This window comes from Lentzea sp. NPDC058450 (genome assembly GCF_042721395.1).
Taxonomy (GTDB): Bacteria; Actinomycetota; Actinomycetes; order Mycobacteriales; family Pseudonocardiaceae; genus Lentzea.
This window is the reverse complement of record NZ_JBHXLO010000001.1, coordinates 471,902-495,938: the sequence shown is the minus strand read 5'-3', so window position 1 is coordinate 495,938 and position 24,037 is coordinate 471,902. Positions and strand designations below refer to the sequence as shown.

The window sequence follows — 24,037 nt, the reverse complement described above, 5'->3', positions numbered from 1 at the left end:
TCAACGATGACCTCGCTCGCGAAAACCCCCGCCCTGCTCACCCGCACGTCGGTGCGCCCTGCGAAGGTGGGGCTCGTGGCGGGCGGGCTCGGTGCCTACTGGCCCCAGTTCCCCGACCTGCTGCCGCAGTTGCGGCGCTCCGCCGCGCGCGTGTCCGAACGCCTGGGCGCCATCGGAGGAGCCGAAGCGCCGATCGAACTGGTCGACGTCGGGTTCATCTCCGACGCCCAGGAGGGTGCGCAGGCCGCGGAACGGTTGCGGCAGGCGGGATGCGACCTGATCGTCGGGTTCCTCACCACCTACATGACCGCGACGATGCTGCTGCCGATCGCCCAGCGCAGCGGCGCTCCGGTGCTGCTGATCAACCTGCAGCCGACCGAGAAGATGGACCACGTCACGTTCGACACGGGCGCGTGGCTCGCGTACTGCGGCGCCTGCCCGTTGCCGGAGATGGCGAACTCGTTCGAACGCGCCGGGATCTCGTTCCGCTCGGTGTCCGGCCACCTGGAGGACGACCGGGCCTGGCAGCGGATCGAACGCTGGGTGCGCGCCGCCGGAGTGCGGGGCGGGCTCCGGCACGGCAGGCACGGCCTGATGGGACACCTGTACCCCGGCATGCTCGACGTCTCGACCGACCTCACCTCGGTGTCCACCCAGCTCGGCGGGCACGTCGAGGTGCTGGAGCTCGACGACCTGCGGGTGCGCGTCGAGCGCGTCACCGAGTCCGAAGTGGACCAGCGCAAGGCGTTGGCGCGGGAGCTCTTCGAGGTGGACGGATCGGTCGACGAGGAGGACTTCGCCTGGGGTGCCAGGGTGTCGGTCGGGCTGGACCGGCTCGTCGAGGACTTCGCGCTCGACTCCCTGGCCTACTACCACCGCGGACTCGACGGTGAGCAGCACGAACGGCTGGGCGCCGGCCTGATCCTGGGCGCGTCGTTGCTGACCGCGCGGGGCATCCCGGTGGCGGGGGAGTACGAGCTGCGCAACTCGCTGGCGATGCTGATCATGGACCGGCTCGGCGCCGGTGGCTCGTTCACCGAGTTCCAGGCGCTGAACTTCGCCGACGACGTGGTCGAGATGGGCCACGACGGTCCCGCCCACCTGGCGATCTCCGCGCGGCGTCCGTTGCTGCGCGGCCTCGGCACCTACCACGGCAAGCGCGGCTGGGGCGTCTCGGTCGAGTTCGACGTGAAGCCCGGGCCGGTGACCCTGTGCGGCCTCGGCCAGCGTCGCGACGGACGGTACGTGCTGGTCACCAGTGAGGGCACGGTCGTGCCGGGGCCGTTGCTGCGCATCGGCAACACCACGAGCCGCGTCGACTTCGGCGAGGACCCCGGCGAGTGGACCGACCGATGGAGCGCGTCCGGCGTCGACCACCACTGGGCGCTCGGCACCGGTCACCGCGCCGCCGACCTGGCCGCCGTGGCCGAGTTGATGGACTTGGAGTTCGTGCGCGTATGACCGTCACCGTGGCGGCCGTCGACCTCGGAGCGTCGAGCGGCCGCGTGCTGAGGTCCGAAGTCGGGCCGGGTCACCTCGAACTCGACGAGGTGACCCGCTTCCCCAACGGCCCCGTCCGGCTCGGCGACACCCTGCACTGGGACGCGCCCGCGCTGCACCAGGCCGTCCTCACCGGACTGAAAGCCGCCGGGCCGCGGCTCGACGGCGTGGGAATCGACTCCTGGGCCGTCGACTACGGCCTGCTCGACGCCACCGGCGCGTTGCTCGGCAATCCCGTGCACTACCGCGACAACCGCACCGACGGCGTCGCGGCGCAGCTGAAGCAGCGGCTCCCAGATCTCTACTCCACGAACGGGCTGCAGGAACTCCCGTTCACGACGATCTACCAGCTGGCCTCGGCGGCGGGCACGCCCCAACTGGAGGCCGCCCGCAGCGTGCTGCTCGTTCCCGACCTCCTCGGGTACTGGCTCACCGGCAGGAAGGTCGCGGAAACGACGAACGCCTCGACCACCGGGCTGCTGAACGCGCGCACCCGTGCGTGGGCGGAGGACCTGATCACCGCGATCGGCCTGGACCCCGCGCTGTTCCCGTCGCTGGTGCGACCAGGGGAGATCATCGGTGACCTGTTCCCGCACGTCCAGGAACAGGCAGGCCTCGCGGGAGCCACGCCGTTGATCGCCGTCGGCTCGCACGACACCGCCTCCGCCGTGCTCGGCGTACCCGCGACCGGCCCGCGGTTCGCTTACGTGGCAACGGGAACGTGGTCCCTGGTAGGCGTCGAGCTGACGGCGCCGGTGCTGACTGCCGAAAGCAGGGCCGCGAACTTCACCAACGAGCTCGGCGTCGACGGCACGGTCCGCTACCTGCGCAACGTGATGGGCCTGTGGTTGCTGCAGGAGTGCCTGCGCGAATGGGGCGACCCGGACCTCGGAGAGCTGCTGGCGGCCGCGGCCGGGGAGTCGCCGCTGGCCGCGGTGGTCGACGCGGGCGATCCGGAGTTCATCCCGCCCGGCGGCATGACCCAGCGCATCGTCGCCGCCGCGGCCCGGCACGGTGACCCGCCGGCGTCGCGACCCGCCGTGGTGCGGTGCGTCCTCGACAGCCTCGCGCTGGCACACCGGCGCAGCGTCCGCGAGGCCGCCGTGCTCTCCGGCACCGAGGTCGAGGTCGTGCACGTCGTCGGAGGTGGGGCGCGCAACGCGCTGCTGTGCCAGTTGACCGCCGACGCCTGCGGACTGCCGGTGGTCGCCGGCCCGGTGGAGGCCGCGGCGGTCGGCAACGCGCTCGTGCAGGCACGCGCCCTCGGAGCGTTGCGAGGAGACATGGCCGCGCTGCGTGACCTCGTCGCACGCACCCAGCCCCTCCGCCGCTACGAGCCCAGCGACGACGAGTCCTCCTGGGACAAGGCAGAACGACGTCTCCAGCCCTGAACATCCTCCTCACCATGAAGGGACACAACGGTGTTGCCCCGACGTGTGTTGGCGTTAGCGGTGTTGCTCGGTCTGCTCTTCGCGGGAGCGCCACCCGCACTGGCCCACTCAGGCGAGAGAACCGTGAAGCTGGTCAACAAGGACAGCGCCGGCAACGCCGCGATCCGGTTCGACGTGAACGGCAACGCGATCGACGCCCACGACGGCCAGATCCAGCGCTTCGGTGACACCTACTACCTCTACGGCACCTCCTACGGCTGTGGGTTCGAGTGGAACACTCCGGGCGCGCGGTTCTGCGGGTTCGTCTCCTACAGCTCGCCCGACCTGGTGAACTGGACGCCACGAGGCCCGTTGTTCGACGCGACCGGCCAGACCTGGCAGACCCGGTGCGACGGCAGGACCTACGGCTGCTTCCGGCCGCACGTCGTCTACAACGAGGTGACCCGCAAATACGTGCTGTGGATCAACACCTATGACAACGGTGTCGGCTACCGCGTCCTCACCTCGCCGAACCCGACCTCCGGCTTCCGCGAGGTCGCCGCGCCGGACCTCGGCCCGGCCGAAGGGCCTCCTGGCGGCGTGAACTACGGCGACCACCAGGTCTTCGTCGATGACGACGGCGCGGCGTACCTCGCGTTCACCGACTGGCGGCGGGCCGGCGACCTGATCGTCGAGAAGCTCGACCGCACCTACACGACCGGCTCGGGGCAGTGGCGCCGCGTCGGCATCCGCAGCACCGAGGCGCCGACGATCTTCAAGCGCGACGGCCGCTACTACCTCACCTACTCCGACCCCAACCGCGGCTACACGACCACCGGCACCGGATTCGTCACCGCCTCCAGCCCTCTCGGACCGTGGACCGGCACCGGTGTGCGCCCGGACGCCTGGTCGGTCTCCGGTGGCGCCCTGCGGATCGGCGGCGGGGAGGTGGGACTGAGCAAGGACGGCGAGTCGTGGCGCGACTACACCTTCACCGCGCTCGCCACGCCCGAGCAGTCCACCGAGGGCGAGTACGCCCAGGTGGGTCTGGTCGTGCGCAGCTCCAACTCCGGTGACTACCGCTGGCTGATCGGCAACTACCCGCACGCCGGCGCGACCGGTGGCAACCTGACCAAGCTGATCCCCGGCAAGGGCGCCGTCACCGTCGGGTTGCCGATGGCCATCACGACCGGTCAGCGCTACGAGATCAGGATCGAGGTCGCCGGGGCCGCCATCAGGACCTTCATCGACGGCGTGCTCGTCGACACGACGACCGACACGGCCAGTGCCACCGGCAGGGTCGGCTTCCGCCAGCACACCGTGGAACGCGCCACCGTCGACAGCGTCACGGTGACCGCGCCGGACGGGAAGGTGCTGCTCTCCGACGACTTCTCCGGTGATCTGTCCCGGTGGGACACCCCCGGACCGATCCTCACCGGCACCAACATCACCACGACCTCGTGCGGTGGCCAGCCGACGGACGTGCTGAAGCTCGACACGAAAGCCGGCCCGCTGTACCTCTACCAGTCCGACGTGTGGATGAACGCCAAGCCGAACGAGGCGCTGGCCAAGCACTACTGGCAGCCGCTGGAGTTCGACGCGTCCGGCGCGATCAAGCCGATCGAGTGCGGTGTCTCCTACGACGTCAGGGTCCCGGCGCGGAAGGCCGAGACGCCTCGGCCCGCCGCCGTGTCGACCGGGCACACCGGCTACCGGACGCACTGGGACATCAGCGGAGGCCTCCAGCGGGCGCAGACGTTCACGGTGCCGAAGAACGGCAGGCTGAGCGAGGTCCGGTTCACGAGCTTCCAGACCGGCTATCCCGACGCCGGGCTCACGCTGGAGCTGAAGCGGTTCCGCGACGGTGTCCCCGGCGAGACCGTCGCGTCCTCCGTGATCGCGCGGGACCAGGTGTCGTGGGCGGCCGCGTGGGTCCCGTTGCGCCTGGCGTCGCCGCTGAAGGTGCGGGCGGGTGAGCAGTTCGCCCTGGTCGTGCGCACCACGTCGGGGAAGGGCTCGTACGGCATCGCCTACACCGACACGAGTCCGCACTCCGGCGGCAGCGCGTTGATCAGCAACGACTCCGGTGCGAGCTGGCGCACGGAGGCCGGCCGCAGCCTGCACCTGGAGGCGGACGTCCGCTAGACCGGGGGGAGGGGACCCTCGCGGGGGAGGCGACGACGCCTTCCCCGCGAGGCGTGTTCAGGCGAGGACGACGATCAGCGTCCGGGGCCCGTGCACCCCTTCCACCCGCTCGAGTTCGATATCGCTCGTGGCCGACGGGCCGCTGATGAACGTCGTGGGGCGCACCGGGTCCAGTCTCGCCAGCAGTTCGGGCACGGTGTCCACGACCTGGTCGGCGCGGACCACGCACACGTGGACGTCCGGGACGAGGGTGATCGCCCGCCGGCCCTGGTCGGGGCTCGCGTCCAGCGCGATGGTTCCGGTGGTGGCGCAGGCCGCCGCGCACCCGGTGACCACGGCGGCGAACCCGTCCAGTTCGAGCGGGGAGAAACCGGAGTCCGGCACGCCTTCCGGGCACCAGCCGGGAGGCAGTCCGGCCGGTACGAGGATCTTTCCGTCCACTGAGGACAGAGCGGTGCTGATCGCCCCGGGCACGTCACCCGCCCGCGCGTCGATCACCTGCGCCCTGTAGTCGATCAGCCGGTCCGTCAGCAGTTCGATCACCTCGTCCGACCCCGCCGCGGACCGCCCCTCCCGCCGGTAGTCACGCGGAACCGCGGGTGGGGCGGGACTTCCCGCGGCCGCGTTCGCCGCCCGGATGCGACCCAGGACCTCGTCGCGTGCGCTCATCGGCCTTCCTTCTCCCGTGCCCACCACTGCCGGAACGTCTCCTTCGGCGGCCGGGGAGCGTCCCGGCTCGAGGTCCACCCCGACAGCGGCGGTGGCAGGGACGAGATGCGGTCCGTCCTGCGACCGAGGGCGCGGCCGAGCCTGGACACGGCCTCGGCGGCACCGAACCGGCGTGGCGAGGACATCACCCACGAGGCCGCCGCCATCGCCACCGCCTCGGCCGATGGCACGCCGCCGCGGTTCTCGTCGACGTGCCGGGTGCGCAGTCGCACCAGCAGTGACGGGATGTCGATGCGCACGGGGCAGGCGTCGAAGCAGGCGCCGCACAGCGTGGAGGCGTAGGGGAGTGAGGCGTTGTCCTCGACGCCCGTGAGCTGCGGCGACAGCACGGCGCCGATCGGTCCCGGGTACACCGAGCCGTAGGCGTGGCCGCCGGTGCGCTCGTAGACCGGACAGACGTTCAGGCAGGCCGAGCACTTGATGCAGTGCAACGCCGAGCGCCCGACCTCGTCGGCCAGCGTCGCGGTGCGGCCGTTGTCGAGCAGCACCAGGTGGAACGCCTGCGGGCCGTCGCCAGGCGTCACCCCGGTCCACGCCGAGGTGTACGGGTTCATCCGCTCGCCGGTCGACGAACGCGGCAGCAACTGCAGGAACACCTCCAGATCGCCCCACGTCGGCACGACCTTCTCCACGCCCATCACCGTGATCAGGGTGTCGGGCAGGGTCAGGCACATCCGGCCGTTGCCCTCGCTCTCGACCACGAGCAGCGTGCCGGACTCCGCGACGCCGAAGTTGGCGCCGGAGATCGCGACCTTGGCCCGCAGGAACCTGTCGCGCAGGTACGCGCGGGCCGCCATCGCGAGCCGGCGCGGTTCGGAGGTGAGCTCCGGGTCGACGCCGGGCATCTCGCGCAGGAAGATCTCGCGGATCTCCGCGCGGTTGCGGTGGATCGCGGGCACCAGGATGTGGCTCGGCAGGTCGCCGCCGAGCTGGACGATCAGCTCGGCCAGGTCCGTCTCGTGCGCGTGGATCCCGGCGGCCTCGAGTGCCTCGTTCAGGCCGATCTCCTGCGTGGCCATGGACTTGACCTTCACGACCTCGGTCTCGCCGGTGGCGCGGACCAGGTCGGTGACGATCGCGTTGGCCTCGTTCGCGTCCCGCGCCCAGTGCACGACGCCGCCGCGCGCCTGCACCTCGCGTTCCAGGCGTTCGAGGTGCTCGTCGAGCCTGGCCATGACGGCGGTCTTCAACGCGGACCCGGCCAGTCGCAGCTCTTCCCAGTCGTCGAGCTCGCCGACGACGTTCGCGCGCTTGCCGCGGATCGTGGACGTGGCGTGACCGAGGTTGCGGCGCAGCTGGGAGTCCGCGAGCGCGGCGCGGGCGGCCTTCGGGAACGGCTCGCTGCCGCGCAGGTGGCCGACCCCGCGGGGCGCGGGCATGCCGAGGAACGTGGTCACGACGCCTCCGTGGACGCGAGGATCTCCGCCAGGTGCACCGAACGGGTGCCGGTGCGCAGCCGGGACAGGCCGCCACCGATGTGGGTCAGGCACGACGCGTCGCCCGCCGTGGCGACCTCGGCGCCGGTCGCGAGGACGTTGCGCATCTTGTCCGCCAGCATCGCCGTGGACACGTCGGCGTTCTTGAGCGCGAACGTGCCGCCGAAGCCACAGCACTGGTCCGCGGCCGGCAGCTCGACCAGCGTCATCCCGCGCACGTTGCGCAGCAGCCGCAGCGGCTTGTCGTCCACCCGCAGCATCCGCAGCGAGTGGCAGGTCGGGTGGTAGGTCACGCGGTGCGGGTAGTAGGCGCCGACGTCCTCCACCCCCAGCACGTCGACCAGCAGTTCGGTCAGCTCGAACGTGCGCCCGGCCACGGACTCGGCGCGGGCGGCCAGCGCCGCGTCACCGGCGCCGCGCGCGACGTCCGCGTGCTGGTGGCGCACCGAGCCGACGCACGATCCGGACGGCGCGACGATCACGTCGTACGGCTCGAAGGTGGTGACGTGGTGGCGCACCAGCGGTTCGGCCTCGCGCCGGTAGCCGGTGTTGACGTGCATCTGTCCGCAGCAGGTCTGCGCGGCGGGGAAGACGACCTCGTGCCCCAGCCGTTCCAGCAACGCCACGGTGGCCCTGCCGACCTGCGGCGCCATCGCGTCCGCGAGGCAGGTGACGAACAAGGCGATCCGCACGGGCGCTCTCCTCGGGTCGGTGTGGTCAGACCACAGCATGATAGCTGTGTGGTCTGACCACAGATAGAGTGCGGGACGTGCGAACCCATGAACGCGTGCTGGCGTGGATCGAGGCCGAACTGGACGCGGGCCGCCTCACGCTGGGCGGGCGGCTGCCGGGGGAGCGGGTGCTGGCCGAGAACCTGGGCGTCTCCAGGCCGTCGGTGCGCGAGGCCGTGCGGGTGCTGGAGGCGCTCGGTGTCGTCCGCAGCGCGACAGGCTCGGGACCGACCGCGGGCGCGGTGCTCGTCGCGGACGCCGCCGCGGGCATCGGGGTGGCGCTGCGCCTGCACGTGGCGAGCCGGAGCGTCCCGGTGCGCGACGTCGTGACGTTGCGCGTGCTCGTCGAGAGCTGGGGCGTCCGGGAGGCGGCGGCAGCACCGGACGCGGACCTGCTGGCGAGGGCCGCCGAACTGCTGGATCGCATGGACGTGCCCGGCATCGGCGCCGAGGAGTTCCTGCGGCTCGACGGCGAGTTCCACGCCGTGCTCGCCGAGTCCGCCGGCAACGGACTCGTCACCGCCGTGATGTCCGGGGTGCGTGGAGCCGTGCTGGCCTACGTCCGGGCGGGTGCGGCCGGTCTGGGCGACTGGGCCTCGATGGCCGAACGTCTGAGGGGCGAGCACCGTGAGATCTTCGCCGCCGTGCGCGACGGACGGCCTGATGAGGCGGAACGGGCAGTGCGGTCGCACATCGAGGGCTTCTACCGCGATTCCGGGGTCACCTGACCACGCGGGCGAGGGCGGCGACGTCCGTCAGGTCGTCCATCGCCGCCCTCCCGTGTCAGGCGTGCACGCCGAACTCGTAGATGATCGGCTGGATGAGCGTGCGCGACGTGAAGTGGAGGCGCACCCGCGATCCGGTCACCGCGGGGAAGCTGATCTCCCGGTACTGGTCGAGCGGTGTCGAGCCGGTGAACGCGGTCTGCCAGGACGAGCCGTTCCAGTACTCGATCCGGAAGCCGGACGTGCGGGCGCCGTACTCCGAGAGCGAGACCTTGCTGAACGTCCGGTTGGCGCCGAAGTCCGCCTGCAGCCACTCACCGCGGTACCTGCCGTCGGCCGCCTGCCAGTTGGTGGCGAGCGAACCGTCGAAGGCCTGCGCGGCCGCCTGCCCCGCCGCGTAGTTCGAACTGGAGCTGAACGACGCACCGGTGGTGAGCGTGGGGGAGAGCGTCGAGTGCACGCCCAGCTCGTACACGATCGGAGCCGTTCCCTCCCACGTCAGGAAGACCACCCGGACGCTGGTCGCCGTGACCGCCGGGAAGTGCACCGCGCGGAACTCCCCGAACGGAGTGTTCCCGGTGTACGCGGTGGACCAGCCGCTGCCGTTCCAGTACTCGACCCGGAACGTCCGCGTGCGGCTGCCGAACTCGGAGACCGTGACCTGGTTGAAGGTTCTCGGTGTGCCGAAGTTCGCCTCCAGCCACTGCGGGCCGGCGCAACCGCCGCACGCCTGCCAGTTCGTGCCGAGGTCGCCGTCCCCGCCCTTGGCCGCCGTCTGGTCGCCGTTGAAGGTGGAGCTGGCGGCCATGGTCGCCGTGCGGGCGAAGTTGGCGGGTGGGTCGAACGCGCCGAACTCGTAGATGATCGGGGCGTTCGCCGTGCCCGAGGTGAAGAAGAGCCTCAGCCTGCTCGTCGTCACGGCCGGGAACGAGATCGCCTTCGACTGACCCGTCGTGCCGAAACCGCCGGTGCCGGTGTACGCGGTGGCCCAGGCGCTGCCGGTCCAGTACTCGACGCGGTAGCCGGTGGTGCGGTTGTCGTACTCCGACACCGTCACCTGGCTGACCGTCCGGTTCCCGCCGAAGTTCGCCTCCAGCCACTGGCCCGACCAACAGCCGTTGCAGGCCTGCCAGTTCGTGCCGGCGTCACCGTCGAACGCGCGGGCAGCACCCTGGTTCGCGTCCCACTGCGAGCTGGCGCTGTAGGTCGCGCCCTGGGTGAGTCCGCGGCGCGCGGGGTAGGTCTCGGTCATCACCGAGCTCGCGGTGCGCCCTGCCGAGGTCGCCTGGGCCCTCACCGTCACGGCCGTCGTGCCCGCGATGGTGATCGGTCCGGTGTAGACGGTGCTGGACCCGGTCGGCGTCGAACCGTCGACGGTGTACCGGATCGTGGCGCCGCCGGTCTCCGTCGTCAGCCTGACCTGGGCGGAGCCGTTCAGGTCGGTCGCGGCGAGAGACGCGGTGGGAGCACCGGTCACCGACGCCCGCGCACCCTGTTTCGTGACGCGCAGGACCCAGTCCGAGTCTCCCGGCTTGGGCGGAATCGTCCAGGCGCCGCCGCTGGAGACGACGGTGTTGCTGATCGTCTGGTACGAGCCGGTGCGGGGGTCGAACCACACCGCGCGGTAGTGCGCGTTGTCGTCCATCTGGCGCAGGACACCGGTCTCGGTGCTGGTGTTGGCGAAGAGGGCGACGTAGTTGTTGTTGCCGTTCGACGACAGGTAACCACCCGCGCCGACGGTGCCCCAGGCCGCGTCGTCGAACCGCGGGGTCTGCAGCCACCAGTCGAAGGACTTGTAGAAGTTCTTGAAGTGCGTGAGCCGTGGTCCGGTCGGGGTGTTGGCGCCGTCGTACCACCAGGAGTAGCCGTCCTGGTTGATCAGGTAGTCGGTGCCGGCGTCGAGAGGCTGGCCGGGAGCGGAGTAGATGTCGTTCCAGACGCCGTTGACACCGAAGCCGTAGCCGAAGTAGCCGAGCTGGAAGGCCTTGTACCCCGCGCTGAGCGCCATGTTGTGGTCGGCGCTGAACACCAGGTCCTCGTACGAGGTCTCGTAGGCCAGCGCGGGTTTCGCGGGGGCGACGTCCCAGTACCGCTTGGCGATCGTCTTGTTCCAGTTGCCCTTGTCGATGATCTGGGCCGCGAACCCGGTGTGCCACGGGCGTCCGGCGAAGGTGGAGTCCGGCACGTTGGTGGACCCGGTGTGCTCCTGGTGCGGCATCAGCGGGTGCTGGTAGGCGTCGGTGGCCGCGATCGTGTCACCCACGGCGTACCACTTGGAGAGCGTCGTGCTGTTGTAGGTGTTGTAGTGGTTCTTGTCGATCTCCTGCGCGAGTGTCCACACCGACGGGTACGCGCCGAACCGCGCGACCCAGTAGCGGGCCATGGCGGCCATGAACGCGTCGGTGAAGACCGGGAAGTTCGCCGGGTCCCTGGCCCAGGTGATCTGGGCGTTGGCGTGCAGCAGTCCCTTGTCCGCGACGTAGGCGAACTTGCGGTCCAGGTTGGCGAAACCGGGCAGGTCCGCCGCGCTGAACCCGTTCGTCAGGTCCGCGACCGGTTCCTCGTCCGGACCGGTGTGCGTGCCGCCGTGCGGCTGCCAGATCGGTTCGGACTGGAAGACGGTGAAGCCCTGCTCGACGCGTTTGTCCACTGTGTACTTGAACTGCGAGGCGACGCCGGGCGCGTTCGAGGTGGAGAACCGCTCGTGCGGCATGATCCAGTGGGTGTCGCCGAGCCAGAAGAACGGCGTGCCGTCGGCGTAGGTCAGGTGGTGGCCGTCCGCGCTCTTCTTCAGGAACCCGCGCTGGTAGATCTCCAGCGAGCCCGCGTAGGGCACCGCGTCGACCGTGCGGACCACGTTGTGCAGCCCCGAGTCGGCGGTGTTCGACGCGGAGGTGGTCATGGTCCAGAGGCCGGTCCTGGTCGGCGCGAACCGCACCTTCCAGGTGTTCCCGCCGTCCCAGAACGCGGGGCGGGTGAGGACCGTGCCGCCCGGACCGGCGAAGGTGGCGTTGACCTGGACCCCGGTCAGCGGGTCGGCGTAGGCCTGCGCGGCGGTGAGCACGAGCTCACCGCTGCGCCAGCGTTCGACCGTGATGTCAGCCGCTCGCGCGGGCGAGGCGACCGCGACGAGCATCGACGCCAGCACCCCGAGGGTGAGCAAGAAGGCGCTGCGTCGTCTGCGTAAGAAGGTTCTCGGTGGTGCAGCTGACATCGTTGTCCGCCTTACTGTTCCGAAGGATTAGTTCTTCTCCGCGGGGCCGAACACCTCGTGGATCGCTTGCAGGTACGCCAGCCCCCGATCACGGTCGGGCAGCAGTGCGGAGCCCTCCGTCCACTCGTTCCAGGCGTTCACGGTGACGAGCGGGTGATCGACCGGGTGCTCTTCGAGGAACTCCTTGGCCTGCTCCAGCCCCCAGCGGAACTCGTCCGGCGTGCCGTCCCAGACCGGGGTCCACGGGTACGTGCCGTTGCTGAACTCCTCCGCCTTCGAGGTGCGCGGTGAGGAGTCCCAGCCCACCGTGACGTTCGGGTAGACCGGGACGTCCAGCGCCTTCGCCGAGCGCCGGTAGTCCTCGAACGCGTCGCGACCCACCGAGAGCCAGTCGCCCTGCGGGAAGTCCGACCGCAGCGTGTCGCTGTGGTGGATCCAGACGTAGGACGAGGCCGACAGGAAACCGAGCTGGTCGATCAGGTCGAACGGTTCGGGCAGCATCGTCGCCGCGGGAAGCACGCCGAACCCCCAGAGGACGGCGTCGACGTGCAGTCCGGGGTGGCCCGCCGCGATGGTCTTGTCCCGGAAGCTCCGCAACGCCTCGGCGGTGGCCTCCAGCGAGCCGAGTCCGGACACCAGCCGTCCGACCTCGTAGAGCGAGAACCACGGCTTGCCGTCGACCTTCAGGTAGTTCGGGCGCGAGAAGTAGTGCTCGACGACGTGGTCGGTCATCCGCTCGAACTGCTCGCGGTCGATCTCGCCGCGCTTGAGCGTCGGCTGGCTGTCCTTCCGCGCGGCGGGGAAGATGTTCGTCAGCTCGTGGTTGGCCCACATGATCGCGAACTCGACGTCGGTGTTGCGCTCGCTGCCGAGGAAACCCTCGTCCAGCGCGCGCTGGAGGAACGGGCCGTCGTCGTACCAGTAGTAGTCGAAGATGAACCCGTCGACCCCGTGCTCGGTCGCGAGCGGGATCTGGACGTCGAACGTGCGCGGGTCGGCGTCGTCCTGGTAGCCGAGGGCGGGGACCCTGGGCTGGCGATGACCGGGGAACCGCGGGGTCGCGGTCTTCAGCAGCTCCCACTCCTCCCAGTCCGTTCCGAACCACTGGGCGTTGCGGGAGTCCTTGTGCCAGCTGGGGAAGTAGTAGGCGAGGATCTTGGGTCGGGTGGTCACGCGCCGGCGGTCCTTTCCTGCACGTCGCCGTCACCGGCGCCGTAGACGATGAGCTTGACGAGTTCGTCGATCGAGGTGTCCTCCTTGCGCCGGACGGCCGCGGCACGGCCGAGCCGCATGACCAGGAAGCGGTCGGCGACGGGCCAGATCTGCTGGAGGTTGTGGCTGATGACCAGCACGCTGGTGCCGGAGTCCCGCAGCTGCGCCGCGATCTCCATGACCTTGGCGGACTCGGTGACACCGAGCGCCGCGGTGGGTTCGTCCATGATCACGACGCCGGCGCCCTGCACCAGCGCGCGGGCGATCGCGACCACCTGCCGTTGCCCGCCGGAGAGCATGCCGACGTTGACCTTGACCGAGGGCAGCTTCAGCGAGAACCGGTCGATCGCGGCGCGGGCCTCGGCGTAGATCCGCTTCCGGTCGACGAAGAGTCCCTTCGTGAACTCCTTGCCCAGGAACAGGTTCGAGGCGACGTCGCGCGTGTCGACCAGCGCCAGGTCCTGGTACACGGTGGCGATCCCCGCCTTGGTGGCGTCCGCCGGTTTGCGGAACTCCACCTGCTCGCCCGCGACCCGCAGGCTGCCGCTGTCCACGTCGTACACACCGGACAGCGTCTTGATCAAGGTCGACTTGCCCGCCCCGTTGTCGCCGATGATCGCGAGCACCTCACCGGGGTAGGCGTCGAACGACACGTCGTTGAGGGCGGTCACGTGGCCGAAGGTCTTGGAGATGTTGCGCGCGGACAGTGCCGGGACGCGCTTCGATGCCGTCATCGTGCCGACTTCCTGAGTGAGACGGAGGCCAGCACCACGGCCAGCACGAAGATCACTCCGCGCGCCAGGTACTGGTAGTAGGGCTCGACCTGCATCAGAACCAGGCCGTTGAGCAGGACGCCGACCAGCAGGACGCCGACGAGGGCGCGCTCGAACTTGCCCACGCCGCCGCTGATCCCGAAACCGGCGAGCAGGACCGCGGCGAGCACCTGGAACGCCAGCGCGTCACCGGAACCGGGGAACGCGCTGCCTCCCTGGCCGGTGCTGATGAGCCCACCGAGCGCGGCCAGGCCTCCACTGAGGACGAAGAGACCGAGGCAGATCTTGTTGACGTTGATGCCCGCTCGCAGCGCGGCGCTCGGGTTCGCGCCGACCGCGTAGATGTGCCAGCCGAGCCGCATGCGGTTGAACACGATCCAGCCGGCCGCGAACACGACGGCGAGGATGATCACCGGTACCGGGATGCCGAGCGGGCGGGCGTTGACGATCTCGCCCAGCGTGCCGCCGGTGAGCGGAATCGGCTGCCCCTCGGCGAGGATCAGCCCGAGCCCGGTGATCAACGTCGACATCGCGAGCGTCGCGATCAACGAGTTGATCGACACCAGGATCACCAGCAGCCCGCTGAGGAGACCGGTGAGCATGCCGACGGCGAGGGAGACCAGCGCCGCCAGGAACCACGGCAGTCCCGCCTGTTCCTGCAGGACGGCGAAGACGACACCGCTCATGCCGACCGTGGCGCCGATGGAGATGTCGACCTGGCCCGCGATCAGCGCCGCGGTGAAGCCCGCGGCGAGGATCCCGGTGACCGCGATCGCCATCGCGATGTTGAACAGGTTGCGGGTGCTGAGGAAGTACGGCGAGGCGATCGAGAAGTAGACGACCAGGCTGACGAGCGCGGCGTAGAGCCCGTAGTCGAGCATGAGGGTGAGCAGCCGTCGTTTCCGCATCGCGCGGTCGATGGCTTCGGAGGTCTGCTGCCCCGGTGCCGTGATGGTGACGCTCATGAAAGATTCCCTTGGCACGTTAGTCGTTGGGGTACAACATGTTGACGTTGTCGAACGTCAGGAAGCGCTCGGCGACGTAGGGTTCGAACTTCTTGCCCTGCTGCACGGCGATCGCCGCCTCGACCCAGTTCCACCCCTGCGCGTACGGGTTGAAGTCGACGGCGCCGACGAACGTGTCGCGCAGCGCGCGGTCGCGCAGCGCGGCCCGGCCGGACGGGTCGCCGCCGAGGCTCACCACGAGTCCGTCCTTCAGGCGACCGGCCTTGCTCAACGCGTTGAGAGCGCCGACCGCTCCGCCGTCGCCGTAACCGAGCACGACCACCTTCGAGTTGGGGTGTGCGGTGAGGAAGTCGGTGATGACCGCTTCCTCTGCCGCGGCGGACCCGTCTGCCGGTGAGACGTTCTGCAGCTTGTCGTCCTTCAGACCGAGTTCCTGCTTCACGACCTCACCGCCCTTGCGCACACGGGCATCGCACGGTGCGCAGTTCGAGACGCTGGCGCCGAGGTAGACCACGTCGGCGCCGGCCCAGTCGGCCGCGAGCCGCTCCTTCGCCTTCTTGGCCAGGGCTTCCGCGCCGATCCGGCCGACGTCGACGTTGTTCACGCCGAACCAGTCGAACGTCTCCCCGGAGCCGGGCTCCTGGTCGATGAGCAACGGCTTCATGTTGTTCTTGCGCACGGCATCGAGGAAGCCCGGCGTGCCGGCGCCCGCTCCGGTGCCGACCACGGTCGGGTTGCGCACGGCGATCGTCTCGAACGCGCTGGCGCTCTTCGGGTAGTCGAGCGCGAGGTCGGACTCCACGAGCGTGACGCCGCCGTAGAAGTCGGCGGCCGCCTTCATCCCGTTCTTCCACTCGACGAAGGTCGGAATGGACAGTCCCGGGTTGAGGAACGCGAAGGTGTACCCGTCGCGCTTCTTCGGCACGGCGAACACCGGCTCGACCCGCTTCTCGGTGGCGGCGCGCACCTCGTCGGCGGTGAAGTCGCCTTCACCCTTGTCGACCGAGGCCGGGCCGGTCGCGGAACCGCACGCGCTGGTGACCAGCGCGGCGACGGCGAGCAACACGCCGATGGTGGTACGTGCGTTGTGGCGGAGGGACATGGGAGGTACTCCGATGCGTCGGTGAGTCGGACGTACTGAAGCTGGCGGGAAGCCCCGGCGGGCGCTCGGTGAACCGGTTCACCGATGCGCGGATGTTAGGCAGCTCACAGCTGTGAGGTCAAGCGGCCGCGCGGGAAAAAGTGTGTCTCGAACGATCCGGTCAGCGCTGCGAAGCAGGCGCGGCCGACGACTCGCGCACCCTGAGCGCAGGCGAGAACCACTCGTGCACGGGGTGCGCATCCGTTGCGGCGAAAGCGATTTCCGCGGCCCGCCGCCCGAGCTCGTACTGCGGCTGGTTGACTGTCGTGAGTGGAACGGGCGCGGCGACGGCGCTGTCGATGTCGTCGTAGCCGATGATCGTCAGATCCTCGGGCACGCGCACGCCGTGGCGGATCGCCTCGGACTCCATCGCGAGCGCCAGCAGGTCGTTGGCGCAGATGACCGCGGTCGGCCGCGGGGAGAGCGCGAGCACCTGCGCCGCGCCCAGCGAACGCAGGGCGGGGGAGTGACCGGGCGCGTCGACCCTGCGCAGGGACGACACCTTGATCCGGCGCCTCTTGAGGCTGTCCCGGCACCCCTGGACGCGGTCCCTTATCTGAGGCTCGGCCGCCGGCCCGCCGAAGTAGACGATGTCGCGATGGCCGAGGTCGAGCGCGTGGTCCATGGCGATCGACCCGCCGAGCCGGTCGTCGACGGACACGCTGGAGAACGCCGCATCACCGCTGGCTCCACCCAGCGTGACCACCTGGACACCAGACCTGCGCAACGTCCGGAGCAACTCGTCGGAGGTGCCGGACGGCACGGCGATCGCAGCCCGAACCCGCATCTCCGTGAGCGCCTTCGCGTAATGCTCCTCCCGAGCCCGCTCGCCCAGCGTGTTGCAGGAGACGACGACATGCCCGGTGCGGATCGCGACGTCCTCGATGCCACGCGCGACCTCGGTGAAGAACGGGTTGGCGCCGTCCGGGACGATGAACGCCACCACGTGGCTGCGGGCCCCGCGCATCACGCGCACCGCGGAGTTCGGGACGAAGCCGAGCTCGGAGATCGCGTCCTCGATGCGCTTGCGCGTGGCCTCGGCGATCGGCTTGTTGTCGTTGAGGTAGTTGGAGATCGTGCCGAGCGAGACGCCGGCCCTGCTCGCGACGTCGCGGATGGTGGCGGTGGAAGTCACGTGGTGGCCGCCCTTCATCCCGTCGTCGGGCCCGATCCCGGAGACCGGCGAAGTGTAACCGCCTGCGCGATCACGAGGGTGTCGTGCCGGACGTTCGCGGAGATCGGGTCTCTTCAGTCCGCTGTCCGTGCGCCCGCGCCGCTCAGACGTGGAGGTGAACCGGTTCAGTCTACCGGTGTCCGGATACCCCGCACGAACGCGATCATGGAACGCTGGGCGAAGACCCTTCGGGCCTACGACACGCTCGCTCCGCGCGAGTACGAGCGGCACTACAACGAGCACGCACCCACCGATCACTTGCCTCCGCGAGGGGGAACTGCTCAGGCGGTTGAGCCAGGAACAGGTGGCCCAGGCGTGTCGGCGTCGAAGTCGTCGGTGGTCGCCGGGTCGGGGCCGTCCCACCAACCTGCCGCGACGACCAGGACCATGCATCCGGCTGCGAGGATCAGACCGAGTTCGCCGACGATCCCGCGTTCGGGTGGAAAACCGAGGGTCCAGCCGAGGGAGGGTCCGAGAAACGCCAGACCGGTCAGCACGGCGGCCGCGGCCACCACCGCCGCACGTGATCGGCGCACCGCTCCCTGCACCATCGTGAGACCGATGCCGATTCCGATGAGACACAGCGCGAACACCAGTGCGGGAACGGTCGACTTACCAGAGTTGAAGTTGACGAACGCCATCACGCCGTAGATCGGGACGGCCGCCACGAGGAGAAAGACGAGTGGCAGCACCACGACGAGCACCTGTCCGAGCCGCGCGCGAGCCCGGCACACCGCGACCGACATGCCGATCAGCAGGGCGAGCAGAGTGATCATTCCGGCATCCCTCACTTCGTCGCCGATCACCTGGCCGAACCCCGTGAGCGGTGCGGGACGGAACTTCAGCCCGGTCGCCGCGATCACGACCGGCACGCGTCGCCACGCGCCGTCGGCACCGCGAACCGCCAGCCCTTCGACGCCGTTGGCCACGATCACCTCGTGTCCACGCGGGACGGCACGGACCTGGACATCCACACTGGCCAGTTCGGACGCGCGTTCGACCCCGCCGGGGAACGGGTGATGGCGCTTGACGAACGGCCACCGGGCGGCTGGCACCTCCCAGGCGGTGTGCCAGGTCTGACCGGCGTCGGTCGTTTCGTCGACGCCGAGCAGCCGGCCGCCGAGCGGCGGCGGTTCAACGCCGAACAACCCGCCGCCGCGTGGTTGAACGGAGCCGAGGTCGAGGTCACCGCCGTGCACCCGGTAGCAGTGTGCGGTGTCATCAGGCACGCAGGCTTTGAACTGCTGACGCTCCGACAACTGCCCGAGCGGCGGCTCCGGCAGCGGCGTCCAGTCGCCGACACCGGAGCCGGAACCGTAGAGCCGCCCGTCCACCTCGATGACCACCTGCTCGCCCATGACCTGCACGGAGTCCACCGACGGTATCTCCGTGCCGGGCGCGGACGTCGCGGCGATCGCCAACACAGCGAACGGCATCGCGAGCACCATCCGCAACCGGTGAGCCGGTCGGTCCGGCAGCGGCGGAGCCACCGCAGACAGTCGCCAGGCCCACCAGGCAAGGCCCAGCGCGGGTAGCGCGATCAGATCACCTGCGTCGGCCAGAACGACCGAAGGCCCGTTGACGACAGACCACGCCGCCGACGCCACCTCGGCTCCCGTGCTGGTCAGCTTGACCCACGCGAATCCGGCTCCCGTCAGCAGCGTCGCCGCCGCGGCACCGACCTGGCCGGCGCGGAACAGGCCGAACAACAAACCCAGGACCGGCGGCGCCACCACCAGCCCGGCGACGTCACTGAGCTTGCCGGTGACGAGGCCCGGCCACGCCTGTTTGAACACGTGGTCGTTGAGCAACAGGACCGCGGTGGCCCCGACGGTCAGCGGATGAGCCACCCAGCGCAGGAAAACCCCAGCTCGCATCAGGCCAGCCTGAGCTGCCGTGATCACGGCAACGACTCGGCCCGGCCCCAGATCGGCCTAGCGCGGGTGGCGAGGTCGCGGAACCGCTTGAGCCGGCTGAAGCATCGTCGGACCATGTTGCGCTGCTTGTACAACTGGGCGTCGAACGCTGGTGCGGCAACCTCACCGCCCTCTGCGCCGCCCGGAAAGCCATCGCAGCTCTGAACAGTGATGTTCTTCCGGCCGCGAGCATGTTCGGGTGATCGTTTCGCTGGTGTACAAGATGGTCTGCAAGGTGCTGGCTGTTCCGATGGTCCTGGTTCGCCGCGCTGTCGTCGTTGGTCTGCTCGGAGGCGTTGGCATCGCGCTCGTCTCCTGGCCATGGACGCAGATCGTCCCGGCACGGCCGGAACGAGCTGACTGACCGGCGCGTGCCAGCCCGGTGCCGGCGGCAGACCCTGCGCGGACGTAGTTTTCGGCACGCACAGGGCCACGTCGAGGTGGCCGCGGGTGGCGGGGTCGAAGGAGCCCGGAAACACGGGACGCACGCTCACCGATGCCAGTGACGGCAACGGCTTCCGGGCGACCGGCTAGCGTTGCCGACCATGACCGACCGCGCCGACGTGCCACCCGAGGTGCTGGCCGCCCTGCGCGGCATCTGCGCCGGCCTGCCCGAGAGTTACGAGGAACCGGCCTGGGTCGGCACGAGATGGCGTATCCGCCAACGCACTGTCCTGCACGTCTTCACCGCACATCCCGGCAGTACCGGCGCGTTCAGCCGTGCCGCCGAACTGACCGAGCCCGCGGTGGTCATGACGTTCCGGGCACAGGCCGAGGAGTTCGACTCGCTGGTCGGTGCCGGCTACCCGTTCTTCCGCGCCGCTTGGGGAACCCAGGTCGTCGGCATGATCATCGAACCTGACGCCGACTGGACCGAGATCAAGGAGCTGCTGACCGAGAGCTACCGCGAGCTCGCCCCGGCGAAGCTCGCGCGCCTCCTCCCGTGAACAGCGGTCGAAGTCTTCCAGCTGCCAGGCACACCGTCTCGGTGGAGTCCTTCATTGGGTATCAGCATGCCGCTTGACCTGTACGGACGTGATTTTCGGCACGCACAGCGTCGGCGCGGGGCGTCCATCGACCGCAGCAGCGATCAAGGCGCCCGTACTCCGACTCGCAGGAGAGAATCCGCGGTGGGGAGGTCCTGAACCGCGCGGGCATCGATCCAGCGCCGCGGCGATGTGGTCCGACCTGGCGCGGTTTCTGACTGCGCAGGCTGAGGGGATCATCGCGGCGGACTTCTTCCACATCGACACCGTGCTCGGAGTACGCCTGCACGCGCTGGCGTTTCTCGAACACGTCCTCATCATGGGAGAAGGCCACGCGCGTCAAGTACTTGCGGCATACCAGAAGCACTACAACGAGCACCGGCCTCACCAGGCCCGCGACCGGCGACCGCCAGACGTCCAAGAGCACACCGGAGCGGCGCACGATCCTGACGTCTCTGCCGTCGACCCGTCCGCACGTGGATCCTCGGTGGGGTGATCAAAGAAGACCGACATGCAGCTTGAGCTGCAGCGACCACTTTCCGAGCGGCACAGGCGCGGGTGTGCGCGTTGACGTACGTCTGCACGGACACTGACGTTCACCTCATCCCGGCGGGGCACGAGGCCATCGGCGAGGCCGTCCTGGCCGCCGTGGTTACTGATTCGGCTGGTTTGCCGCGTACTCCGCCCGGTTCCACAGCGCGAAGTAGAGGACGTCGGTCCACCAGCTGAGGCCGATCGGGTTCTCTGTCCTGTCATCACGGGTGTTGTCGAAGTCGTCGTTCAGCACGAGCCCGTGGAACGCGTCCAGCGGCGGCGCCGACCGCTGGGCCGCCGCCGCGGCGAGCACGGCCCCGGCCGCTGCCGCGTCGTCGGGCAGCGCGTCGATGGCCTCGCCTGCCGCCCGGCACAGGTCGAGGTGGCTCTCGATGAGCGCCCGCAACTCGTCCTCGCCGCTCTCGATCATGGTGTCGAGTTCGATGGTCTCGAGCAGGACGTACCGGTCGCGGTGCGTGTCGAGGAACCGCTCCGCCTCGGCGAGCCCAGCGTGCAGGCCCTCGGCGTCGCTCACGGCGCGCACGGCGGCGGCGAACTTCGTCAGCCGCGCGAACCCGGCGTCGAACTCACCGCTGATGGCGTACAGCTTGGTCCTGCTCTCCGTGGGCTCGCCGTCGAACCCGTCGGCGATCAGGGACGCGCACAGCCGGGGATCGCCGGACAGGAGCACCAAGAAGGAGAACGGGATGGCGTAGGGCCATTCCGACAACCCGGAGATCGTCTCCGGCCGATCCTCATAGGACTCCGGCCGGTTTCCGGTGCTGTACAGGTACGAACGGTTCGCCATGACCGGATCCTATGACGGGGCTAGACCTGGGAAAGGCAGATGGTCCGCTTCGGCTGCGGGTAGACGCGGGCGTTATCCGCTTCCCCCGCCCCGCAGGAACTGGCCCTTGAGGCTGGCAGGCTTCATTGTTCGAGTAGTTGATATTCCGCGGAACCGAGCGCGATCGCCCTGCGGCGCAGGGGAGTCAGATGCTGGACCATGGCCAGAACCCTAGGGATCCCACGGCTGCACAACGATCAGGTCACTCCGCTGATCCTTGCTGGTGCCAGCCCTGCCTCAGCAGCCGTCCTCGGCGCTCGTGGGGGCGTGGCCTCGCAGCCCGACGCCGTTGAGATAGGTGATCCTGGCTCGGCCGGAGGCGTAGTCGGCGTTCGGTGCATCGTCGAGACTGAACGCGATTGAGCCATCCGGGCCGTTGACGATCACGCCGTTGCTGCCCTGACCGAAGTCATGGTCGAGGCGCTCCTCGATCTGATGGCCGGCGAAGGCGGTGCGCAGCTCACCTAGGGTGGAGTTGACGCGAATGTTGCCGACCTGAGTGTGCAGGGCCTTGACCCCCGCGGAGTTGTTGATCGCCAGGACGCGGCCGGTCGACGACTCGACGCTGAAGCCGAGCGGCTGGCCCTCGCGGGCGTAGCGGACGCAGACGGCGTTCGGGCCCTCGTACTGGTTGCCCTTGTTGACGTAACCGCGTGCGCGAAGATCTGTGGCGGTGAGGGCGAGGGTGAACTCGCCGATGCCGTCGAACCGGACCTCCGACGTGTCGACGAACGGCGGAGGCATCGCCTTGATCACCTCGACGATCTGGTCGGTCGTCTTGGGGTCTGCTGGCTGCTTCTTGTGTCCGCACGAGGCGATGAACATCGCTGCGAGCGCCAGACCCATCACCGTCGGCGTCTGGCTGCCTCGTTGGAGGTCCTGCATGGTGAGGAAGTCGAACGCCACGGTGGGCGCGAAAGTCGCCAGGGCGGCGGTCTCGTGGAGCTTGGCGAAGTCGGCCCGGCACGGTTGGGTGCGCGATCGCACCGTTGCGCGGCCGGGCGGGCTGGCGCCACCTTCGCCGGATGTCGCGTATCCGTGTGCGGAGGTCACGGGCACGATCCCGTCGGTCGACAGCGGAAGCGAGTACATCGTGAACCCGAACAACGAGCGGTCCACGGTGATGTCCCCGGCGAGCTGGGTCACCGTCACCCCGGCTGGCAGGTAGGGCGGCAGCGGACCGCAGTCTCCCAGCAGCGGCGCCCCCTTCTCGTGCCAGGCGAGGCAAAACCCACCGCTCGCGCCAGGTGGTTCCTCCTTGCCGAGGAGGGTGAGGGCCTTCTCGTAGAGCGGAGCGACGTCCGGTCCACCCCACGGCGACCCCAGGTGCGGTGTGCCGAGTGTGATCACTTCCAGCACCGTGCCAGCCGGTATCTGGCTCATCGCGTAGCGCAGTGCGAGACCGCCCATGGAGTGCGCGACAACGACTACTTTGCCGTCGCCCTTTGCGTTCTTGTGGGCTTCTGCCACCTTCTTGATGTAGACGGCGAGGCAAGGTGCGATGTGCGCGTCCGACGCCCAATGCAACGACCAAGGACCGTAGTCGAACGTGAACGTGCTGACCCGGTTGCCGAGTTTCTCCTGCAGAATCGTCGCCGTCTCCGTCATTCGCCCACCGGTCCACCCATGCACCAGCACGACCGGGCGTCGCGATGCCGAGAGGTCCGTGTGCTCCAGACTCGGCGGGGTGCCGGCGCAGCTTTCCTCCGCTGTGAGCTGCGCTCGTGCCGGAACGGCAGGGGACACCGCCAGCAGGAGCGCCAGGACGTACGCTGTCGGCTTGCGCACGCGTGTTGTCATGGCGTGGCCTCTGTCCAGCTGATCCGCCACTGGCCGTCGACCGCGACGAGCGCCACCGTCCACACCGCCGCGGCCGGTCCGTTCGTGCGTGCGGTCATCCGAGCTGTGCCGTCCCCCTCCACGCGGAAGGTCGCGATGTCGAGCTCCATCGACGAGATCGACGCCAGCTGACCCGCCACAGCAGGGTCGAGCGCTTGTTGCGGTGAGATGGCGATCGCTTGCCGCAACCGCTCTTCCGACCCGCTCGTGAGGTTCGCGGCCATCGCCGTCGCCTGCTCCTTCGTCAGGGGAGGAGGAACGTACGTGCTCGGTGGCGCGGTGGTCGACGACGACGTCGTCGCGTCGGTCACCGAGCCGCTGCCGCGCAACAGGAACGCGATGGCCGCGCCGATGACCACCAGCACGACCGTGAACGTCACGACCAGCGTGCGACGAGTCATGGCTACTTCCTTGTGAGCGCGCGGTTCCGCCCGCATCGTCTTCTGTCGACGCGCGGCTGCCGGACCGGCGTTTCCCCTATCGGTGGCCCGAGTTCGGTTGTGACCGTTCCAGCCGAGGTTCACTCGGCTGGCTTAACGGGACCACCTGTGTAACGAGCGCGTGTTGGGGTGCAATAAGAAAGGGCCGATGTCCGAGGAACGGAGCGTCGCCGTGGCGGCAACCATGAGGCGGATCGAACGCCTTGCAGGTTCATTATGACGACCGGTGTCTTGAAATTCGTCCCGCACAACTAATGTTGAAAACAGTGGAAACTGCTCGTCGCACAGTTCAGCCGACACTCGCTTTGGAATGGTATGCTGAGGTAGAAGTGGTCGAAATATGAATTACCCCACGGGATT

20 protein-coding genes are annotated in these 24,037 nt (G+C 69.3%); 7 read left to right on the top strand and 13 right to left on the bottom strand.

The genetic code is table 11. From position 1 onward, the window contains the following. Positions 1 to 6 precede the first annotated feature (6 nt). From ACFWNN_RS02475 to ACFWNN_RS02465, 3 genes are all read left to right on the top strand, one after another. The gene (locus ACFWNN_RS02475; RefSeq protein ID WP_382438037.1) at positions 7 to 1,461 is read left to right on the top strand and encodes an arabinose isomerase; all 1,455 of its coding nucleotides are present in this window, start codon (positions 7 to 9) and stop codon (positions 1,459 to 1,461) included. Further along, positions 1,458 to 2,891: a rhamnulokinase family protein gene (locus ACFWNN_RS02470; RefSeq protein WP_382438036.1), complete on the top strand. Its 1,434-nt coding sequence runs from the start codon at positions 1,458 to 1,460 to the stop codon at positions 2,889 to 2,891. Before ACFWNN_RS02475 ends, ACFWNN_RS02470 begins: the two co-directional genes overlap by 4 nt. A 123-nt stretch (positions 2,892 to 3,014) precedes the next feature. Continuing rightward, positions 3,015 to 5,015, top strand: a complete 2,001-nt coding sequence (locus tag ACFWNN_RS02465; RefSeq protein WP_382438035.1) for a family 43 glycosylhydrolase — start codon at positions 3,015 to 3,017, stop codon at positions 5,013 to 5,015. 57 nt (positions 5,016 to 5,072) lie between these two features. On the opposite strand, the gene ACFWNN_RS02460 is transcribed toward ACFWNN_RS02465, so the two are convergent. Genes ACFWNN_RS02460 through ACFWNN_RS02450 form a run of 3 tightly spaced genes read right to left on the bottom strand, consistent with a single transcriptional unit; the run spans position 5,073 to position 7,872 of the window. Continuing rightward, entirely contained in the window at positions 5,073 to 5,684 is a 612-nt protein-coding gene (locus ACFWNN_RS02460) for a lactate utilization protein C (RefSeq protein WP_382438034.1), read from the bottom strand. Next, complete coding sequence (locus tag ACFWNN_RS02455; RefSeq protein WP_382438396.1) at positions 5,681 to 7,123, bottom strand: LutB/LldF family L-lactate oxidation iron-sulfur protein; 1,443 nt, start codon at positions 7,121 to 7,123, stop codon at positions 5,681 to 5,683. Before ACFWNN_RS02455 ends, ACFWNN_RS02460 begins: the two co-directional genes overlap by 4 nt. 14 nt (positions 7,124 to 7,137) lie before the next feature. Continuing rightward, a complete protein-coding gene (locus ACFWNN_RS02450; RefSeq protein WP_382438033.1) occupies positions 7,138 to 7,872 on the bottom strand; it encodes a (Fe-S)-binding protein in 735 nt (244 codons plus the stop codon). 77 nt (positions 7,873 to 7,949) lie between these two features. Here ACFWNN_RS02450 and ACFWNN_RS02445 point away from each other — a divergent pair, with 77 nt between their 5' ends. Then, positions 7,950 to 8,639, top strand: a complete 690-nt coding sequence (locus ACFWNN_RS02445) for a FadR/GntR family transcriptional regulator (protein ID WP_382438032.1) — start codon at positions 7,950 to 7,952, stop codon at positions 8,637 to 8,639. Positions 8,640 to 8,694: 55 nt separating this feature from the next. Here ACFWNN_RS02445 and ACFWNN_RS02440 read toward each other — a convergent pair whose 3' ends face one another. From ACFWNN_RS02440 to ACFWNN_RS02410, 7 genes are all read right to left on the bottom strand, one after another. After that, positions 8,695 to 11,799, bottom strand: coding sequence for a discoidin domain-containing protein (locus tag ACFWNN_RS02440; protein ID WP_382438031.1), 3,105 nt, complete (start codon positions 11,797 to 11,799; stop codon positions 8,695 to 8,697). Between the two features lie 78 nt (positions 11,800 to 11,877). Then, positions 11,878 to 13,023, bottom strand: coding sequence for a glycoside hydrolase family 99-like domain-containing protein (locus ACFWNN_RS02435; protein ID WP_382438030.1), 1,146 nt, complete (start codon positions 13,021 to 13,023; stop codon positions 11,878 to 11,880). Beyond that, on the bottom strand, positions 13,020 to 13,796 hold the full coding sequence (locus ACFWNN_RS02430) for an ATP-binding cassette domain-containing protein (RefSeq protein ID WP_382438029.1): 777 nt from the start codon (positions 13,794 to 13,796) through the stop codon (positions 13,020 to 13,022). Before ACFWNN_RS02430 ends, ACFWNN_RS02435 begins: the two co-directional genes overlap by 4 nt. Further along, positions 13,793 to 14,800, bottom strand: coding sequence for an ABC transporter permease (locus tag ACFWNN_RS02425; RefSeq protein ID WP_382438028.1), 1,008 nt, complete (start codon positions 14,798 to 14,800; stop codon positions 13,793 to 13,795). Before ACFWNN_RS02425 ends, ACFWNN_RS02430 begins: the two co-directional genes overlap by 4 nt. A 19-nt stretch (positions 14,801 to 14,819) precedes the next feature. After that, the gene (locus ACFWNN_RS02420; RefSeq protein WP_382438027.1) at positions 14,820 to 15,902 is read right to left on the bottom strand and encodes a sugar ABC transporter substrate-binding protein; all 1,083 of its coding nucleotides are present in this window, start codon (positions 15,900 to 15,902) and stop codon (positions 14,820 to 14,822) included. Between the two features lie 160 nt (positions 15,903 to 16,062). Beyond that, positions 16,063 to 17,076 (bottom strand): LacI family DNA-binding transcriptional regulator, encoded by a 1,014-nt coding sequence (locus ACFWNN_RS02415; RefSeq protein ID WP_382438026.1) that lies wholly within the window; start codon positions 17,074 to 17,076, stop codon positions 16,063 to 16,065. Positions 17,077 to 17,396: 320 nt separating this feature from the next. Continuing rightward, the gene (locus ACFWNN_RS02410) at positions 17,397 to 18,992 is read right to left on the bottom strand and encodes a hypothetical protein (RefSeq protein ID WP_382438025.1); all 1,596 of its coding nucleotides are present in this window, start codon (positions 18,990 to 18,992) and stop codon (positions 17,397 to 17,399) included. 238 nt (positions 18,993 to 19,230) lie between these two features. On the opposite strand from ACFWNN_RS02410, the gene ACFWNN_RS02405 reads away from it, so the two are divergent. From ACFWNN_RS02405 to ACFWNN_RS02395, 3 genes are all read left to right on the top strand, one after another. Next, the gene (locus ACFWNN_RS02405) at positions 19,231 to 19,395 is read left to right on the top strand and encodes a hypothetical protein (RefSeq protein WP_382438024.1); all 165 of its coding nucleotides are present in this window, start codon (positions 19,231 to 19,233) and stop codon (positions 19,393 to 19,395) included. A gap of 181 nt (positions 19,396 to 19,576) precedes the next feature. Continuing rightward, a complete protein-coding gene (locus tag ACFWNN_RS02400; protein ID WP_382438023.1) occupies positions 19,577 to 19,978 on the top strand; it encodes an MmcQ/YjbR family DNA-binding protein in 402 nt (133 codons plus the stop codon). A gap of 229 nt (positions 19,979 to 20,207) precedes the next feature. Continuing rightward, positions 20,208 to 20,513: an integrase core domain-containing protein gene (locus ACFWNN_RS02395; protein ID WP_382438022.1), complete on the top strand. Its 306-nt coding sequence runs from the start codon at positions 20,208 to 20,210 to the stop codon at positions 20,511 to 20,513. A gap of 156 nt (positions 20,514 to 20,669) precedes the next feature. Here the strand turns inward: ACFWNN_RS02395 and ACFWNN_RS02390 are convergent, their stop codons facing one another. The 3 genes from ACFWNN_RS02390 to ACFWNN_RS02380 all read right to left on the bottom strand — a co-directional run bounded on the left by ACFWNN_RS02390 (position 20,670) and on the right by ACFWNN_RS02380 (position 23,638). After that, positions 20,670 to 21,359, bottom strand: coding sequence for a hypothetical protein (locus ACFWNN_RS02390; protein ID WP_382438021.1), 690 nt, complete (start codon positions 21,357 to 21,359; stop codon positions 20,670 to 20,672). A gap of 276 nt (positions 21,360 to 21,635) precedes the next feature. Further along, on the bottom strand, positions 21,636 to 23,198 hold the full coding sequence (locus ACFWNN_RS02385) for an esterase/lipase family protein (RefSeq protein WP_382438020.1): 1,563 nt from the start codon (positions 23,196 to 23,198) through the stop codon (positions 21,636 to 21,638). Next, positions 23,195 to 23,638, bottom strand: a complete 444-nt coding sequence (locus ACFWNN_RS02380; protein WP_382438019.1) for a hypothetical protein — start codon at positions 23,636 to 23,638, stop codon at positions 23,195 to 23,197. Before ACFWNN_RS02380 ends, ACFWNN_RS02385 begins: the two co-directional genes overlap by 4 nt. Positions 23,639 to 24,037: the final 399 nt, after the last annotated feature.